This is a genomic window from Candidatus Ruthia magnifica str. Cm (Calyptogena magnifica) (assembly GCF_000015105.1).
Taxonomy (GTDB): domain Bacteria; phylum Pseudomonadota; class Gammaproteobacteria; order PS1; family Pseudothioglobaceae; genus Ruthia; species Ruthia magnifica.
Genome location: NC_008610.1, coordinates 1,098,285 through 1,114,520, shown reverse-complemented (window position 1 = coordinate 1,114,520; position 16,236 = coordinate 1,098,285). Strand labels below are relative to the sequence as shown.

The 16,236-nt window shown below is 35.8% G+C and carries 13 protein-coding genes; 10 read left to right on the top strand and 3 right to left on the bottom strand.

Features of this window, described 5'->3' with window-relative positions; all coding sequences use genetic code 11:
* Position 1: 1 nt before the first annotated feature.
* The 3 genes from RMAG_RS05165 to trpB are packed head-to-tail and all read left to right on the top strand — an operon-like array spanning position 2 to position 2,519.
* Complete coding sequence (locus RMAG_RS05165; RefSeq protein WP_011738363.1) at positions 2–709, top strand: hypothetical protein; 708 nt, start codon at positions 2–4, stop codon at positions 707–709.
* Entirely contained in the window at positions 709–1,317 is a 609-nt protein-coding gene (locus tag RMAG_RS05160; protein ID WP_011738362.1) for a phosphoribosylanthranilate isomerase, read from the top strand. Before RMAG_RS05165 ends, RMAG_RS05160 begins: the two co-directional genes overlap by 1 nt.
* A complete protein-coding gene (gene trpB, locus RMAG_RS05155; RefSeq protein ID WP_011738361.1) occupies positions 1,314–2,519 on the top strand; it encodes a tryptophan synthase subunit beta in 1,206 nt (401 codons plus the stop codon). The genes RMAG_RS05160 and trpB overlap by 4 nt, the downstream gene beginning before the upstream one ends.
* Positions 2,520–2,740: 221 nt before the next feature.
* Here the strand turns inward: trpB and glmU are convergent, their stop codons facing one another.
* Together glmU and RMAG_RS05145 are read right to left on the bottom strand one after the other, a co-directional pair.
* Positions 2,741–4,099 (bottom strand): bifunctional UDP-N-acetylglucosamine diphosphorylase/glucosamine-1-phosphate N-acetyltransferase GlmU, encoded by a 1,359-nt coding sequence (gene glmU, locus RMAG_RS05150; RefSeq protein WP_011738360.1) that lies wholly within the window; start codon positions 4,097–4,099, stop codon positions 2,741–2,743.
* Positions 4,100–4,107: 8 nt separating this feature from the next.
* Complete coding sequence (locus RMAG_RS05145) at positions 4,108–4,740, bottom strand: hypothetical protein (RefSeq protein WP_236608567.1); 633 nt, start codon at positions 4,738–4,740, stop codon at positions 4,108–4,110.
* Between the two features lie 233 nt (positions 4,741–4,973).
* On the opposite strand from RMAG_RS05145, the gene RMAG_RS05140 reads away from it, so the two are divergent.
* The 7 genes from RMAG_RS05140 to RMAG_RS05110 all read left to right on the top strand — a co-directional run bounded on the left by RMAG_RS05140 (position 4,974) and on the right by RMAG_RS05110 (position 12,770).
* Complete coding sequence (locus tag RMAG_RS05140; RefSeq protein WP_011738358.1) at positions 4,974–7,376, top strand: heavy metal translocating P-type ATPase; 2,403 nt, start codon at positions 4,974–4,976, stop codon at positions 7,374–7,376.
* Positions 7,377–7,448: 72 nt separating this feature from the next.
* The gene (gene rpmE / locus RMAG_RS05135; RefSeq protein ID WP_024792196.1) at positions 7,449–7,661 is read left to right on the top strand and encodes a 50S ribosomal protein L31; all 213 of its coding nucleotides are present in this window, start codon (positions 7,449–7,451) and stop codon (positions 7,659–7,661) included.
* Between the two features lie 109 nt (positions 7,662–7,770).
* On the top strand, positions 7,771–8,814 hold the full coding sequence (gene hemE, locus RMAG_RS05130) for a uroporphyrinogen decarboxylase (protein WP_011738356.1): 1,044 nt from the start codon (positions 7,771–7,773) through the stop codon (positions 8,812–8,814).
* 6 nt (positions 8,815–8,820) lie between these two features.
* Complete coding sequence (gene trpA / locus RMAG_RS05125) at positions 8,821–9,618, top strand: tryptophan synthase subunit alpha (RefSeq protein ID WP_011738355.1); 798 nt, start codon at positions 8,821–8,823, stop codon at positions 9,616–9,618.
* A gap of 19 nt (positions 9,619–9,637) precedes the next feature.
* The gene (accD, locus tag RMAG_RS05120; RefSeq protein ID WP_011738354.1) at positions 9,638–10,486 is read left to right on the top strand and encodes an acetyl-CoA carboxylase, carboxyltransferase subunit beta; all 849 of its coding nucleotides are present in this window, start codon (positions 9,638–9,640) and stop codon (positions 10,484–10,486) included.
* A gap of 359 nt (positions 10,487–10,845) precedes the next feature.
* Positions 10,846–11,766 carry a 4-hydroxy-3-methylbut-2-enyl diphosphate reductase gene (ispH, locus tag RMAG_RS05115; protein WP_011738353.1) on the top strand — a complete coding sequence of 307 codons (921 nt, stop codon included), beginning with the start codon at positions 10,846–10,848 and terminating at the stop codon, positions 11,764–11,766.
* 62 nt (positions 11,767–11,828) lie between these two features.
* Entirely contained in the window at positions 11,829–12,770 is a 942-nt protein-coding gene (locus RMAG_RS05110) for a carbohydrate kinase family protein (protein ID WP_011738352.1), read from the top strand.
* A gap of 32 nt (positions 12,771–12,802) precedes the next feature.
* Here the strand turns inward: RMAG_RS05110 and mfd are convergent, their stop codons facing one another.
* On the bottom strand, positions 12,803–16,231 hold the full coding sequence (mfd, locus tag RMAG_RS05105; protein WP_011738351.1) for a transcription-repair coupling factor: 3,429 nt from the start codon (positions 16,229–16,231) through the stop codon (positions 12,803–12,805).
* Positions 16,232–16,236 lie beyond the last annotated feature (5 nt).

Here is a 16,236-nt window from a genome sequence, read left to right as displayed (position 1 = left end):
GATGGGAAAATACTTAAATAAAGGGCAGATTTTTGATGCTGAAAGTGGTGAGGATTTATATGCCAATGAAGAGCAACTTCAGTCTAGACTGGATTTTTTTGAAAAACAAATCCAAGCGCAAACTGCAGATACGCCTGCTGAGAAGAAAATTAAAAATTTATTAGAGATTGGTAGAATCCAAATTGAGCGTTATAAGGGTTCAGATGCTTGGAAAAAGGCATTTAGTGCTTTTGATATCGCAAGGGATAATGAGCTTTGGGAGTTGGCGGTTGAAGCCTGTGATGTAATGTTTTTATCCGAAGGACCAGATGCTTTGAAAGCCTTAGGTCATGCGTTGTGGTTAGGTGTTACCTTTCCAATTAACCCAGAGTTGACTGTTGTAATGTTACAATATTTGGTTGAGGAGTCGCCAAAAGAGGCAGATACTTGCGCTATTGCCGCTGCAACGGCGAATTATATTACTTCCATGCGTTGTGGTGCGGATGATGATTTAACTTTTTTTGCATCACAAATGATGGCATCTGTTGCGGGTGAGCATTCTCATGTTACTAATCAATCAGCTTTTGATTTATGGCGTAAAACCTTACAATTAGACAAGCCAAAAGTATTTTTGAAAAAACTTTCAGGTGCTATTGACCAGTTAGTGGCTGATGATTGGTGGGTTGATAGAGATAAGATTAAAGCAAAATTAGATGCTGAGGGTAAGTAATGAAGATTAAGGTTTGTGGATTTACTAATGCAGATAATGCCAATCAAGCTACCATACTTGGTATTGATGCAATTGGCTTGGTGTTTTATGACAAATCTCCACGTTGTGTTGATATCGAAACTGCGATTGATATTGTAAGCGTATTACCCCCCTTTGTGAATCGTGTGGGCTTGTTTGTGAATGCGGATGCATACTTTATTGATGAAGTATTGTGTGAAGTGCCACTGGATACTTTGCAATTTCATGGCGATGAGTCAGCACATGAGTGCGCTCAATATGCCATGCCGTTTATTAGGGCTTTGCGTGTGAATGAGCATACTAATATCACTAAAATGGCAGATGAGTACCATCAGGCTAGTGGTTTGTTATTAGATACGTTTAACAAAAATATTTATGGCGGTACAGGCGAGCATTTTGATTGGCACTTGGCTAAAGTTGATATTAATCTGCCTATTATTTTAGCGGGCGGGATTAGCCCTAATACGGTGGCTGATGCTATTGACCAAGTACATCCTTATGCGGTTGATGTGTCAAGTGGTGTTGAAAGTGAAAAAGGTATTAAAGATATTAACAAGATTAAACAATTTATGCAAAAAGCAAATCTATGAGTAGTTACAATTTACCAGATGATAAGGGTCATTTTGAGCAATATGGCGGTATTTTTACTGCAGAAACACTCATGATAGCTGTTACTGAACTCAAAGATGCTTATGCTAAGTTTAAAGATGATGAAGATTTTATTCGTGAGTTTGAACAGGATTTAAAGCATTATGTAGGTCGTGAAACGCCACTTTATCATGCACAAAATTTAAGCAAGAAATTGGATGGCGCTCAGATTTATCTTAAACGTGAAGATTTAAATCATACGGGTGCACATAAAATTAACAACACCATTGGTCAGGCACTACTTGCTAAGCGTATGGGTAAAACACGCATTATTGCTGAAACGGGTGCTGGTCAGCATGGAGTGGCAACGGCAACGGTTGCAGCGCGTCTGGGGCTAGAATGTGTGGTTTATATGGGTGAGGTGGATGTGGCTCGCCAAGCGCTCAACGTTTTTCGCATGAAGTTGTTAGGTGCTACGGTTATTCCAGTTACTTTAGGTTCAAAAACACTTAAAGACTCAATTAATGAAGCGATGCGCGATTGGGTGACGAATATTGATGATACGTTCTATATTATTGGTACAGTCGTAGGTCCACATCCTTACCCAATGATGGTACGAGATTTTCAAAGTATTATTGGTAAAGAAACAAAAGTACAATTTGCTGCACAAGTGGGTGGTTTGCCTGATGTTTTGGTAGCTTGTGTGGGTGGTGGTTCAAATGCGATTGGTTTGTTTCATGCATTTATTGATGACGCCTCAGTTGAAATCTATGGTGTTGAGGCAGCAGGATATGGTTTAGAAAAAGGTCCAACTGCACATTCCGCTCCACTTTGTGCAGGTAGTGTGGGTGTTTTACACGGTAATCGTACTTATTTAATGGAAGATGAAAATGGACAAATTATTGAAGGACATTCAATCTCGGCAGGTCTTGATTATCCTGGTGTTGGTCCAGAACATGCATATTTAAAAGATAGTGGGCGTGCACGATACGTGGCAATTACTGATAAAGAGGCATTAGAAGCATTTCATGTACTCACCAAAGTTGAAGGTATTTTGCCAGCATTGGAATCTTCTCATGCTGTGGCTTATGGTATTAAACTTGCAAAAGAATTAGGTAAAGATAAACATATCATTATTAACCTTTCAGGCCGTGGTGATAAGGATATTCATACTATTGCACAAATTGAAGGCATTGAATTTTAATTTATTTGAAAAATAAAAAATATCCCCTAAGAAGGTTGTTTTGATAGTATCAATTTGTATCTTTTTTAAAATGAGTTGTTTAAAGCGCTATAAATTTTATTTAAATAAATCTTAACAAGAGGCGTCAAGAAAAAATGATAGGATCACATAAGCCCTGACTATTTATAAAAAACCTATCTTAAAGATATTTAAGCCTATGTTAAATGTGAGACAGAGTGCATTTATTTTTTAGTCGGACGTTGCCAATTTTTTAGGCTGATTTGTTTGGTACGACTTAAACTTAATTGATTATCAGGTGCTGCTTTAGTGATGGTGGAACCTGCACCAATTGTGGCATTTTTACCAATTTTGATGGGTGCAACTAGTTGAGAATCAGAACCAATGAATGCACCATCGCCAATGATGGTTTGATGTTTGTTAATACCATCGTAATTACAAGTTATGACACCAGCGCTAATGTTGACGTTCTTGCCGATAATGGCATCGCCTATATAGCTTAAATGAGAAACATTGGTGTTTTCACCAATGATGGACTTTTTAACTTCAACAAAATTACCAATTTTGGCATAAGTTTTGATGTGAGTGTTTGGACGAATGCGTGCAAATGGACCAATAGTGGCGCCATCTTCAATAACGCAATCTTCAATAACGCAGTTTGATAAAATTGATATACAATTGCCTATTTTGGAGTTTTTTATAATACAATTCGGTGCAATTATAGTATTGTCTCCTAGTACTACCTCGCCTTCAATGAGCGCGTTAATGTCAATCTCGCAATCTTTCCCAAAGGTGAATACACCTCGACAATCAAACCTATTTGGGTCTTTTAAACTAAGCCCTTGTTGCATAAATTGTGTTGCTTGATTTATTTGGAAAATACGTTCTAATTCTGCCAATTGTACTTTATCATTTACACCCGCTATCTCAAATTTATTTTTGCTAATAATGGATGAAACAATTTGTCCATCAGTGATTGCGCAAGCAATAATATCGGTTAAATAAAGCTCTCCTTGGGCGTTGCTTGAGTTGATTTTGCTTAAATACTGTTTTAATAATTGTGAGTGAACAGCCATAATGCCCGTATTCACTTCATTAATATTTAGTTGCGTATTAGTTGCATCTTTTTGTTCAACAATGGCTTGTATTTGCTTGTCTTTACGAATGATACGTCCATATCCAGTTGGATTGTCTAAAATTACAGACAATAAAGAAAGGCCACTTTGTTGTGCTTTATGAATTAAATCAGCTAGTGTGGATTTTTTAATCAGAGGAACATCACCATATAATATGAGTGAAATTGAATTGTCCTCAATATGTGGCATTGCTTGAGCAACGGCGTGTCCAGTACCTAACTGTTCGGTTTGCTCTACCCAGTTGATATTGGAATCGTTAATTTTTCGTTGTACTTGGTTGCCTTCAAAGCCATAAACTACATGAACTTTATCGCACAAGCCTTTAACTTGAGACAAAATATGCCCCAATAAGGTGTTATTTGATAAGGTTTGCAAAACTTTTGGTTTAGATGAGTTCATACGCGAGCCTTTGCCTGCGGCCAAAATAATAGCGTGAATATTTTTCATAAAATAGCCTAGAAGTCCTCTACAATTGGGTTTTGATCAAGATAAGATTGAGTAATATTAGGCACAATAAAACTAATAGTGCCAATCACTTGCCTATTTTTCCAGACTATGCTGTAAGTTGCGGCGCGCATTTGCATGGGTGTATTCTTAAAAATATCAGTAAAATTGCGTGATTTACGTGATTGAATAATAAAATCCTTTTTACTGATGAATGTGTATTTAATATTGTGTTTTTGGTAGGCTTCATTTTCAAAATCAGCAATTATTTTAGCAAGTTTATGCTTGTTAAAAGTGTTGGTGCTAATTTTGATAATATCTAATTTATTATTGCCTTGTTCGATTAATACTAAATCAAACTGCGTTTTTAGTGCATAGAATATTTTCTTAACTTTGCTGATATCAGCTAGTGGCATTATTAGAACAATTGATATAAGCCTGTCGTTTAAGAATCGAAAAGCAATTTCAGCTTCTTCTCCGGCTAATGAATGTTTTTGCATGCACAGTGTTCCTTTTTCGTATTTTGCAGAGCAATCTTTTAATGGGTACGACTTTTGTAAATATACTTTTGGCGTGCCAATTAGGTATTGTTTGTAAAGACGAATTGGTGATTTAGAGATACTTTGAGTACTAATTAATAACAAACTAAGTAGTGTTACAAGTTTTATGGAAAATTTATGCACAGTGGTAGGTGCAAAGGGTTGATTTATATGCCTAAAAAGTGCAGAGTATAGCTTTTTGTTTAAAAAGCAAGAGGGGCGACTAGTCATCATTAAAAAATCGTTGTTTTATGTGTTGCATAAATTGTATCAAAGTTAATAAGTCTGGGCTGATATTGTAAACGCTTAGAGGCATAAATACAATAAAATCAACCACCATGAGCAATGTCTGTTATCACTGTGGATTAGAAGTTACTAACCATAATAAAGTCCAAATGTCGATTGAAAACAAGCAAAAAGACTTTTGTTGTGCTGGCTGTGCAAACGTATGTCAAACTATTTATTTGAACGGTTTGGGTTCTTTTTATCATCAACAAACCAATTCATTGCTGCCTGCTGTTGATTTGGAATATCCAGTAGAATTTTATGATGCAGATGCTTTTCAACAGTCTTTTTTAGAGCTTTCTGATGAGAGGACTAAAACTATCATTCTGATTAGCGATACCATTCATTGCGCTGCTTGCGTGTGGCTAATTGAAAGAGCAATTGGTACACTTGATGGGATTATTTGGGTGCGAGTAAGTTTAATTAATAAGCGTATTCGTCTTAGTTGGGTTGATGTTGATATTCAACTGTCTGTTATTATGAAAAGATTAGCAGATCTTGGATATGCAGCTATGCCGTACGAGCAAAATATAGCCGAGTCTATTGCCAATAAAGCTAATAAAGCCATGCTTTATCGTATTAGTTTTAGCGCATTTACGATGATGAATTTATTGTGGATTTCAATTGCCATGTATACAGGTGCAGCAGGTGGGGAATATCATAATTATTTTCAGTGGCTGGGTTTTACATTGGCCACACCTACTTTATTTTATGCGGGCATGCCGTTTCTTAAAAATGCTTTTTTTGGGCTTAAAAATTGTTTTATGAATATGGATGTGCCGATTAGTATTGGGGTGTTGAGTACGTATTTTTATTCTGTGTATGTGCTATTGGGGGTGTCTACTAAAAATGAGGTATATTTTGATACGGTAGTTAATTTTATCTTTGTGATTTTAATTGGTCGTTATTTTGAAGGTTCAGCCAAAAAATCCACGCTATCGGCTTCTAACGCTTTGCAACAGTTACAACCTAAGGTTGCTTATGTGGTCAGTAAAGACGAGGTAAAAATTACACCAGTAGGTGCAATTAAAATAGATGAGACTGTGTTGATTAAGCCTGCAGAACGTTTAGCGGTGGACGGTATTGTTTTATCAGGTGATAGTGAAGTGGATGAGTCACTATTAACAGGAGAGTCTTTATTAGTTAGGAAGCAATTTGGTGATGAAGTTTTTTCTGGTTCGATTAATACCAGTGGTAGTCTTATGATTAGGGTAACAAAAACTTTAAATAATTCGGCTTTAGGGCAAATTGTTAGCTTGGTTGAAAGCATGCAGTACAATAAGAGCTCAATTATTTGCACACTGGATAAGGTTATTCCCTATTTTGTTGGTACGACTATTTTTTTAGCAATAGTAACTTTTATTTATTGGTATCCATATGATTTTGATTTGGCATTGTTAAGTGCCACCAGTGTGCTAATTATCACCTGTCCTTGTGCGTTTGGGTTGGCTACGCCAATGAGTATTGCAGTTGCAAGTGGCGCGGCAATTAAAAAAAAAATACTCATTAAAAATAATGACGTATTTGAGGTGCTAGGCAAGGTAGATTGGGTTGTTTTTGATAAAACTGGCACACTCACCAAGGGTGAATTTAGTATCAGTCATATTGAAACTTTGATTGATAAAATCAATTTTATCAATATCATGGTCAGCATTGAAAAGCATTCTGAACACCCTTTAGCTAAAGCAATTGTTGGCGTCGATATGGCCAATAGTACTTTAGAAGTGAGTGAGTTTTATGCCGATCATGGCCAGGGTGTACGCGGTGTTATTAATCAGCAAAGTTATAAAATCGGTGATTTGTCTTATGTAGATATCAAACATCAAGTGGATGCTAATTTGTTAAATAAATCCAGACTACTAGGACAACAAGGTGTGATCTGTATTTGGTGTGCTAACGAATCTAATGTATTGGGTTTTATTGCTTTAAAAGATCAAATTAAATCAGATACTGCTGAGGTTGTTAATCAGCTTAAATTCATAGGTAAACAAGTGAGTATATTAAGTGGTGATAGCGAAATAGTCACCCAAACAATTGCCTCAAAACTGGGGATTGAACATGTAATTGCGCAGGCCTTGCCAAAAGATAAGGCTGATTATATAAAACAATTGCAACAAAATCATACGGTGCTTATGGTGGGTGATGGTGTGAATGATGCACCTGCCTTGGTACAGGCTGATATTAGTATTGCGATTGGTGCAGGTAGTGATGTGTCGATTAATAGTGCAGATTTAGTTATCTTAAAACCCACACTTAGTTCAATTATTGAGCTGATTAATTTAGCAAAACACACTAACAACACTATTAAACAAAATATTATTTTTGCGTTACTATACAATGCTTTTATGGTACCATTAGCTATGATGGCAAAGGTTACGCCACTATTTGCAGCCATTGTTATGCCGATTAGTTCATTAATTGTGATTGGCAATGCTGCGCGTCTAAGAAACAAGTAAAAATAGCATATGAATAAGTTTCAAATAGCATATAATTTGTTCTCTTTTATTATTAGAAATGGTTTACATAACATGAAAACAGATATTCATCCTAATTACAATGATGTTGAAGTAACTTGCTCGTGTGGCAATGTTTTTGAGACACGTTCAACTCTTGACAAAAGAGAGCTATACTTAGATGTATGCTCTAATTGTCATCCTTTTTATACAGGTAAGCAAAAGATTATGGATAGCGCTGGTCGTGTTGAGAAGTTTAAATCGCGTTATGCTAGTTTTAAGAGATAAAAATACAAAATTCAATAAAAAAACTGCGAAAGTTGCTTTCCACTGGTTGATAAAGATATACAATCAAAATCATTATAATTACAGCGTTTACTTTTTATATTGAAGGCTCATGTTGTTTGATTATATTAATGCCTTATTAAAAAAACCTACTTTACGCACGCCTATTTGGGTGATGCGCCAAGCAGGTCGTTATTTACCAGAATATAGAGAAACACGTATAAAAGCAGGTGATTTCTTAACGTTATGTAAATCACCTGAGCTGGCATGTGAAGTCACTATGCAGCCTATTGATCGTTTTGATTTAGATGCAGCAATTTTATTCTCAGATATTTTAACTATTCCTGATGCAATGGGCTTAGGCTTGTATTTTTTAGAAGGCGAAGGCCCTAAATTTTCAAATCCACTCAATACATTATCCTCCATTGAACAATTAAAAAAGCCCAATGTAGGTAACGAATTGTCTTATGTCACTGACGCTGTATCAGTCATTAAAAAAGCTTTAAATAACAAGGTGCCATTGATTGGATTTACAGGCAGTCCGTGGACATTAGCCACGTATATGGTTGAAGGTGGTTCAAGTAAGAACTTTGTTAAAGTTAAAGGGCTGATGTATGAAAATCCTGTGTACATGCACCAGTTATTAGATAAATTATCAGATATAATTATTGACTATTTAAATGGTCAAATTCAAGTAGGCGTAGATTCGGTGATGATTTTTGATACCTGGGGTGGCTTGTTGAATAAGCAAAGTTATGAGGACTTTTCACTTCAATATATGACCAAGATTGTTAATGGAATTAAGCGTAAATTTAATGGTAAAACCATTCCAATTACCCTCTTTACGAAAGGTGGTGCAATGTGGCTAGAGCAAATTGCAAACAGTGGTTGTGATGGCGTAGCATTGGATTGGACAGTGGAGTTGAATGATGCACAACAACGTATTGGCGCTAAGGTAGCACTTCAGGGTAATTTAGATCCTTGTGTTTTGTATGCATCTCCTGAAAAAATACGCGAAGAAGTCAAAAAAATCTTATCACAATTTCAAGGTGATACAGGCCATGTGTTTAATCTAGGTCATGGCATTTCTCCTGATGTAAATCCTGAACACATGAAAGTTCTGGTAGATGTTGTACATGAATTTAGTAAAAGATAACGCATAATGTCAAGGTTAAGTACAATTTTTACCCAGCTTCCTGTTGGCAAAAAAGTATTTATTCCCTTTATTACTGCGGGGGATAGTGGGCTTGATAATACTTTTGAACTAATGCAAGTTTTGGTCAAAAATGGTGCGGATGTGATTGAATTGGGTGTGCCATTTTCAGATCCAATAGCTGATGGCCCTATAATTGCTAAGTCTCATGAACGAGCGGTGGCAGATGGGGTGGGTTTGTGTGATGTGCTAAGTCTAGTTAAAAAGTTTAGACAAAGCAACGATACAACCGCCATTGTGTTAATGGGCTATCTTAATCCAATTGAGGCTTTTGGTTATCAAGCCTTTGCTAATGCTGCTAGTGAAAGCGCTGTTGACGGTGTGTTGGTGGTAGATATGCCACCAGAAGAGGCGCATGATTTAAAGCGGAGTCTTGATGATGTTAATATTGACCTTATCTTTTTGGTTGCACTAACAACAACGGATGAACGCTTGGCATTTTTAGCTACCATTGCCTCAGGTTTTATTTATTTTATTTCCCTTAAAGGTGTGACAGGTGCAGAGCATTTGGATGTTGATTTAGTAAAAATGTACCTTTTAAGAGTTCGTAAAATGATTAATTTGCCTATTGGGGTAGGTTTTGGTATTAAAAATGCTAAAAGTGCAAAAGCAGTGTCTAAGTATGCAGATGCAGTTATTGTAGGTTCATTACTGGTTGCGTTTGTTGAACAATATGCAAATGATAGGAATAAAATGTTAGCAAATGTTGGATATTTTGCAGATGAAATTTCTACTGCAATTAAATAATTAAAATAAGGAAAGGCGTATGAGTTGGTTAGAAAAAATCTTACCTTCTATTACCAGTGTAGTGAAGAAAAATATTCCAGAAGGTTTATGGAGTAAGTGCCCTAAGTGTGAAACCACACTTTATTCAGAAGAGTTAAAAGCGTTGAATTATGTTTGTCCTAAGTGTGATTATCACGTGCGCCTTACTGCTAGGGCGCGTATTGATAGTTTTTTAGACAAGCAGGGACAAGAAGAAATTGCTGCTAATTTGAGCCCAGTTGACCCTTTAAAATTTAAAGATCAAAGAAAATATAAAGACCGCTATTTACAAGCACAAAAGACTACTCATGAAAAAGATGCGCTTGTGGTTAAAACAGGAACACTTAACGGCATAAAAGTCATGGTCGTTGCTTTTGAATTTAAATTTATGGGCGGCTCTATGGGTTCTGTGGTTGGAGAGAAGTTTGTTCGTGCTGCAAAAATAAGCATTGAAACCAATGTACCACTGATTTGTTTTTCAGCTTCAGGGGGCGCGCGTATGCAAGAAGGTTTGTTTTCACTGATGCAAATGAGCAAAACAGCTTTAATGATTAAATTGCTGAGTGATAAAAAAGTACCTTTTATTTCGATTTTAACTGATCCAACCATGGGAGGTGTTTCTGCTAGTTTTGCCATGTTAGGTGATGTTCATATTGCTGAACCAAATGCGTTGATTGGTTTTGCTGGCCCTAGAGTGGTTGAACAAACCGTTCGAGAGTCATTGCCAGAAGGTTTTCAGCGTAGTGAGTTTTTGTTAGAAAAAGGTGCGATTGATATGATTGTGCACCGGTCTGAGTTGCGCACTCAAGTACATAAAATATTAAGCGCTATAACGTTTAATAATGGCTAAATACAAAATCCTCTACAAGCTTGGTCATGTAAATGGCGCTTTGGTTGACGAGTCTTGGGTGAGAATTCGTGCTTAGAGTCCTGTGTTATTGATGCTCAAGTGAGTAAATTGAAAATCCTTCTTTTAAGTATATTAAAGGTATTTTGTAATGAAATAGAAAAAACTTTTCAAGTTATGAAAGCGTTCATATTTTCTACAAATTATGGTAATTGAGTAGAATCGTTGTTAAGTTTAAAATACCTAGGGGATTCTTACGTGGTTTGTATTGATAAAATTGATGGAGGCAATATTATCGTTAATTTTAATAATTCACTGGCAAGTAGTGATGTTTCTTTTCAGGTAAAAATCTTTCAAAAATAATGAAAGTTTTACTGGCAAATCCACGTGGTTTTTGTGCTGGTGTTGATCGTGCAATTGAAATTGTGGAGCGTGCATTAAAGTTACATGGTGCACCTGTCTATGTTCGTCATGAAGTGGTGCATAATAAATTTGTAGTTGATGGACTAAAGGCCAAAGGTGCTATTTTTGTTGAAGATATTGCTGATGTACCTAATGAGCAAGTGGTTATTTTTAGTGCACATGGTGTGTCAATGGCAGTACGCAAGCAAACTCAGGATATAGACGCAACTATTTATGATGCCACTTGTCCTTTGGTGACTAAGGTGCATAAAGAAGTTATCAGAAAACAAAAACAACAACATCAAGTTATTTTGATTGGCCATAAAGGCCATCCAGAGGTTGAAGGCACGTTAGGGCAATCTAATGAGGAGCTTCAATTAGTGGAAACAATTGAGGATGTTGGACGTTTGAATTTATCAAAAAATACCCCTATTTCTTATACAACACAAACCACACTTTCGATTGATGATACTAAACATATTGTGGATTATTTAAAATCAAAATTTCCCACTATTGATGCACCTAAGAAAGATAATATTTGTTATGCCACACAAAATCGTCAAGATGGTGTTAAAATTTTGATGCAATCTTCTGATATATTATTAGTATTAGGTTCTAGTAATTCATCTAATTCAAATCGTCTTAGAGAAATTGCGGAAAAAATGGATATTCCTGCCTATCTGATTAATGACGCTGATGAAATTGATGAGTTGTGGCTTAAAGACGTGAACACAATAGGTGTAACCGCAGGTGCTTCGGCGCCAGAGGTTTTGGTTCAAGAAGTCATTCATTATTTGTGTGACAAGGGCGTCACTAAAGTTATTGAAGTAAATGGCGCGAAGGAGAATATTCATTTTCCAGTACCAAAAGAATTAAGATAAGATTTTTTTTTAATAAATAAACTAAGTTTAGACAAAGACGTTGACCTATTTTTAAAAATAACATGAAAAAAACAGCATTAATTTGTGGCTCGTACGCTTTTGATAGTATTATGGTGTTCCGTGATCATTTTAAAAATCATATTTTACCAGATAAGGTGCATATGCTCAATGTGTCATTTTTAGTATCAACTATGCGCAAAGAGTTTGGTGGTTGTGCTGGCAATATTGCTTATAATTTGCATTTATTGGGCGCTAATTCAGTGCCAATGGCAACAGTAGGCAGTGATTTCACGCCCTATTTAACGTGGATGAAAAAGCATCGTATGAATACCTCATATATAAAAATTCTCAAAGATCAATATACAGGTCAGGCATTTATTACCACTGATATGAGTGATAATCAAATTACTGCTTTTCATCCTGGTGCGATGGATCAATCGCACCAAAATAAGGTATCTGATGTCAGTGCGGTTGATATTGGCATTGTATCTCCTGATGGACGTGTTGGGATGATTGAGCATGCGACACAATTTAAACAATTAAAAATTCCATTTATTTTTGATCCAGGTCAGGGCATGCTAATGTTCTCAGGCAAAGAGCTGGTTAATTTTATTAAGAAAGCTACTTATATAGTACTCAATGATTATGAATCACAAATGTTACAAACTAAAACTGGGCTAGATTTGTCAACCATTGCTTCCAAAGTTGACGCTTTGATTATTACCAAAGGTAACGAGGGTTCAGAAATTCATACCGATGGTAAATTAATTAATATTATCCCTGCTAAGGCAGATAGTATGCAAGATCCTACAGGTTGTGGTGATGCTTATCGTGCCGGGTTGTTGTACGGTTTAATGCATGATATGAATTGGAGAACGATTGGTCAATTAGCAGGGTTATTGGGCGCCATTAAGATGGCGCATTTAGGTACGCAAAACCATGAGCTTGATATGGCTGATATTGGAAATCGCTATCAAGATAATTATGGTGAATCGTTGTTTTAGTTAAGACAATAGTTATTTCTTTTGACACTAAATTAACTTAGTGTTTTTAATAGGTTTTCTATCAACTCGATTCGTCTAATATCTTCAGGCATCTCTTCTTTAATAATTAATTGGTTTTGATCCTTTAGCTGATATTTTTTCGTTTGCTTTTGAATAAGGTTGATTATTTTTATTGGTTCGATGGTATTTTTATTGCCAAAGGTGATGATAGCTTTGTTTTCATAGAGACTGATTTTATCAATGCCAATTTTTTGTGAAAAGAGCTTGAGTTTAGTATTGGCAAATAAATTTTTGGTTGAATCTGGTAATAATCCAAAACGATCAATCATCTCAATTTGTAATGCTTTAAGTTCTTTATTGTTTTGACAACTTGCAATACGTTTATAGAGTACAAGTCGTTGGTGTACATCAAAAATATACGTCTCTGGAATGATAGATGGCAAACCAGAATCAATTTTCACTTCATGACTGATTGGATCATCAAAGTTAATTTTCCTGCCAGAACGCAGGGTGTCAATGGTACGTTTTAATAAATCATGATAAAGATTAAAGCCAATTTCGTTAATTTTTCCAGATTGATTATCGCCCAATAAATCACCCGCACCACGAATTTCAAGGTCGTGATTGGCTAGTATAAATCCAGCACCAAGCTCTTCTAAAGATTCAATGACATCTAGACGTTTTTTGGCTGTTTTGGATAATAATTGATAAGATTTAATAATTAAATAGGCATAAGCCCTATGATGGGAACGACCAACACGACCTCGTAGCTGGTGTAATTGTGCCAGACCAAAATTTTGTGCATTATTGATAATGATGGTATTAGCATTTGGAATGTCAATCCCTGTTTCAATAATTGTGGTGCAAACCAAAATTTGGAAACGTGCGTGATAAAAATCACTCATAATTTTTTTTAGTTCACGCGTTGGCATTTGTCCGTGGGCAATACGAACGTGAATTTTTGGCATAATTTGTTTGAGATTTTCTACCATTTTGTCAATTGAATCAATATCGTTATGTAGTACAAATACCTGACCGCCACGGTGCATTTCACGTGTAATTGCCTCTTTGATGTTGTTGTTATTCCACTCTTGTACAAACGTTTGAATGGCACTACGTTTGGCAGGGGGGGTGGCAATAATGGACAGCTCTCTTAATGAACCTAGCGCCATATTCAATGTGCGTGGAATAGGGGTGGCAGTCATGGTCAGAATGTCACTTTCTCCCCGTATTTTTTTCAATGCCTCTTTTTGTTTAACACCGAAACGATGCTCTTCGTCAATAATAATCAAGCCAAGATCTTTGTATTTAATAGTGCTTTGAATAATTGTGTGAGTACCAATGATAATGTCAATTGTTCCTTGATTTAATTTTTTAATAATTAGTTTTTTCTCTTTTTGAGTTTGAAACCTTGAAAGCGCTGCAATTTCAACAGGGTGGTTAATAAAGCGGTCAACAAATGATTGATAATGCTGGTTAGATAATAGCGTGGTTGGAACCAAAATTGCCACTTGCTTCCCCGCTTCAACCGCTAAGAATGCCGCACGCATAGCAATTTCAGTTTTACCAAAACCAACATCGCCACAGACCAATCTGTCCATTGGCCTGCATGATTGCATATCTGCTAAAACTTCATCCATGGTTTTTAGTTGGTCTGGTGTTTCCTCAAAAGGGAAACTAGCAACAAATGAGGAGTAAGCATCATTCGGCTTAGGGAAAGCAAAGCTTATTTTAGAGGCTCGTTTGGCATAAATTTCTAATAATTCAGCTGCCACATCAAACAAAGCCTCACCTGCTTTTTTCTTAGCCTTGCTCCATTGATTTGTTCCTAGCTTGTGTAATGGAGCATTCTCCGATGAGATTCCAGCGTATCTGGAGATTAGGTTGAGTGAGGTTATTGGCACCATTAATTTTGCATTATCAGCATATTCTAGGGTAAGAAAATCTTGTGATTGATCATCAAAGATTTGGGGTTTAAGCCCTAAATACCTACCTACACCATAATTTTCATGCACAATAGCATCACCCATTTTAATCTCAACTAGGCTTTTAATTGCTTCATCAAAATCTTTGTGCTTGACACGACGACGTTGTTGTTGAACCACTTCTTGACCGAATAAATTCTCTTCAGTAATAATGGCAATATCATCAGTGAGTAAGCCATTGGTAAGATTTTCATTAGTAATGTTAAGCAGTTTGCTACTTTTACTAAATTCGTACCAGTTTTTAACGTTATGGGTATCAAGTTGATGACTAGTGAATAAATCTCTGAGCACATTTTGCCTGCTACGCGATTCACAAACAACTAATATTTTTTTGTTAGTGAATTTTTTAACAAAGGCTAAAAATTTTCTTAATGGGTTTTTTGTTTGTGGTTCAATACGTATTGAGGGCAATAAGCTTGAGTTAAAATTAAAATTCTGGTTTTTATTTTCTAGTTTTGATGTGCTAATGATATGCTGTGATTTTTGTTTGATTTCTCTAAATAGTAATTCTTTGGACAGAAAAACTTTATGAATATCAAGTGGCGCCCTATCTAATGATTTTTTAGCATTTTCAAATCGTTCATGTATCTCGCTATAGGTCTTATCCACTAAACTTGAAAACCCTTTTGATGTGACAATAATGGCGTTATCCACTAGATAATCAAACAAGGTATTGGTTGTGTTAAAAAAGAGTGGTAAATAAAATTCAATACCACTTGGTAACCTACCTTCACTAACTTCAGTATAAATAAAGCCATCGTCATTAAATGCTTTTTGATAATTGACTTTAAAGCGTTCAATACTAGTACTATCTGTGGCAAACTCCCTGGCAGGCAATAGCATAATTTTAGACACTTCCATTTTAGAGCGTTGAGTTGAGGTGTCAAAGGTGCGAATAGACTCTACTTCTTGATCAAACAAATCAATTCTGTAAGGTGTTTTTGCACCCATTGGGTATAAATCAATCAATGAGCCATGAATATTAAATTCACCATGTTCCATTACGGTGGTTACACGGTTGTAGCCAATTTTTAGTAGTTTTTTACTAAAAGCTTTAATATTAATATTGTCATTAATATTAATATTAAAGCTATATTTTTCGCTAAACTCTAACGGGCATAAGTATGAAAATAATGATTCTAATGTAGTGATAATAATACCATTTTTAAGATTTTTAAGTTTTGATAAGGTTTTTAATCGACTTGATGTGATATCAGGATGAGGTGAAAAGTGATCATAGGCGAGCACTTCCCAACTATCAAATTTTAAAATTTCTAAGTTTGTGTTGTAGAAGTTTAAAGATTTATAAAGATTGTCAAAATGTCCAGTGTCATCAGTAATGACTAAAATAACTTGCTGTTGTTGATTTGTAAATTCAATTAATGCTAGTGCATCTGCACTACCGTACAGTGAGCCCCAATAGGTTTTTTGATTCGATTGAAAGCATTTGAGCTTATCAGGATAGAGATATTGCATGACGC

Bases quoted from the DNA above. Each gene is read 5' to 3' on its own strand.
- RMAG_RS05165 (WP_011738363.1), top strand. From the start codon at position 2: ATGGGAAAATACTTAAATAAAGGGCAGATTTTTGATGCTGAAAGTGGT.
- RMAG_RS05160 (WP_011738362.1), top strand. From the start codon at position 709: ATGAAGATTAAGGTTTGTGGATTTACTAATGCAGATAATGCCAATCAA.
- trpB (WP_011738361.1), top strand. From the start codon at position 1,314: ATGAGTAGTTACAATTTACCAGATGATAAGGGTCATTTTGAGCAATAT.
- glmU (WP_011738360.1), bottom strand. From the start codon at position 4,099: ATGAAAAATATTCACGCTATTATTTTGGCCGCAGGCAAAGGCTCGCGT.
- RMAG_RS05140 (WP_011738358.1), top strand. From the start codon at position 4,974: ATGAGCAATGTCTGTTATCACTGTGGATTAGAAGTTACTAACCATAAT.
- rpmE (WP_024792196.1), top strand. From the start codon at position 7,449: ATGAAAACAGATATTCATCCTAATTACAATGATGTTGAAGTAACTTGC.
- hemE (WP_011738356.1), top strand. From the start codon at position 7,771: ATGTTGTTTGATTATATTAATGCCTTATTAAAAAAACCTACTTTACGC.
- trpA (WP_011738355.1), top strand. From the start codon at position 8,821: ATGTCAAGGTTAAGTACAATTTTTACCCAGCTTCCTGTTGGCAAAAAA.
- accD (WP_011738354.1), top strand. From the start codon at position 9,638: ATGAGTTGGTTAGAAAAAATCTTACCTTCTATTACCAGTGTAGTGAAG.
- ispH (WP_011738353.1), top strand. From the start codon at position 10,846: ATGAAAGTTTTACTGGCAAATCCACGTGGTTTTTGTGCTGGTGTTGAT.
- RMAG_RS05110 (WP_011738352.1), top strand. From the start codon at position 11,829: ATGAAAAAAACAGCATTAATTTGTGGCTCGTACGCTTTTGATAGTATT.
- mfd (WP_011738351.1), bottom strand. From the start codon at position 16,231: ATGCAATATCTCTATCCTGATAAGCTCAAATGCTTTCAATCGAATCAA.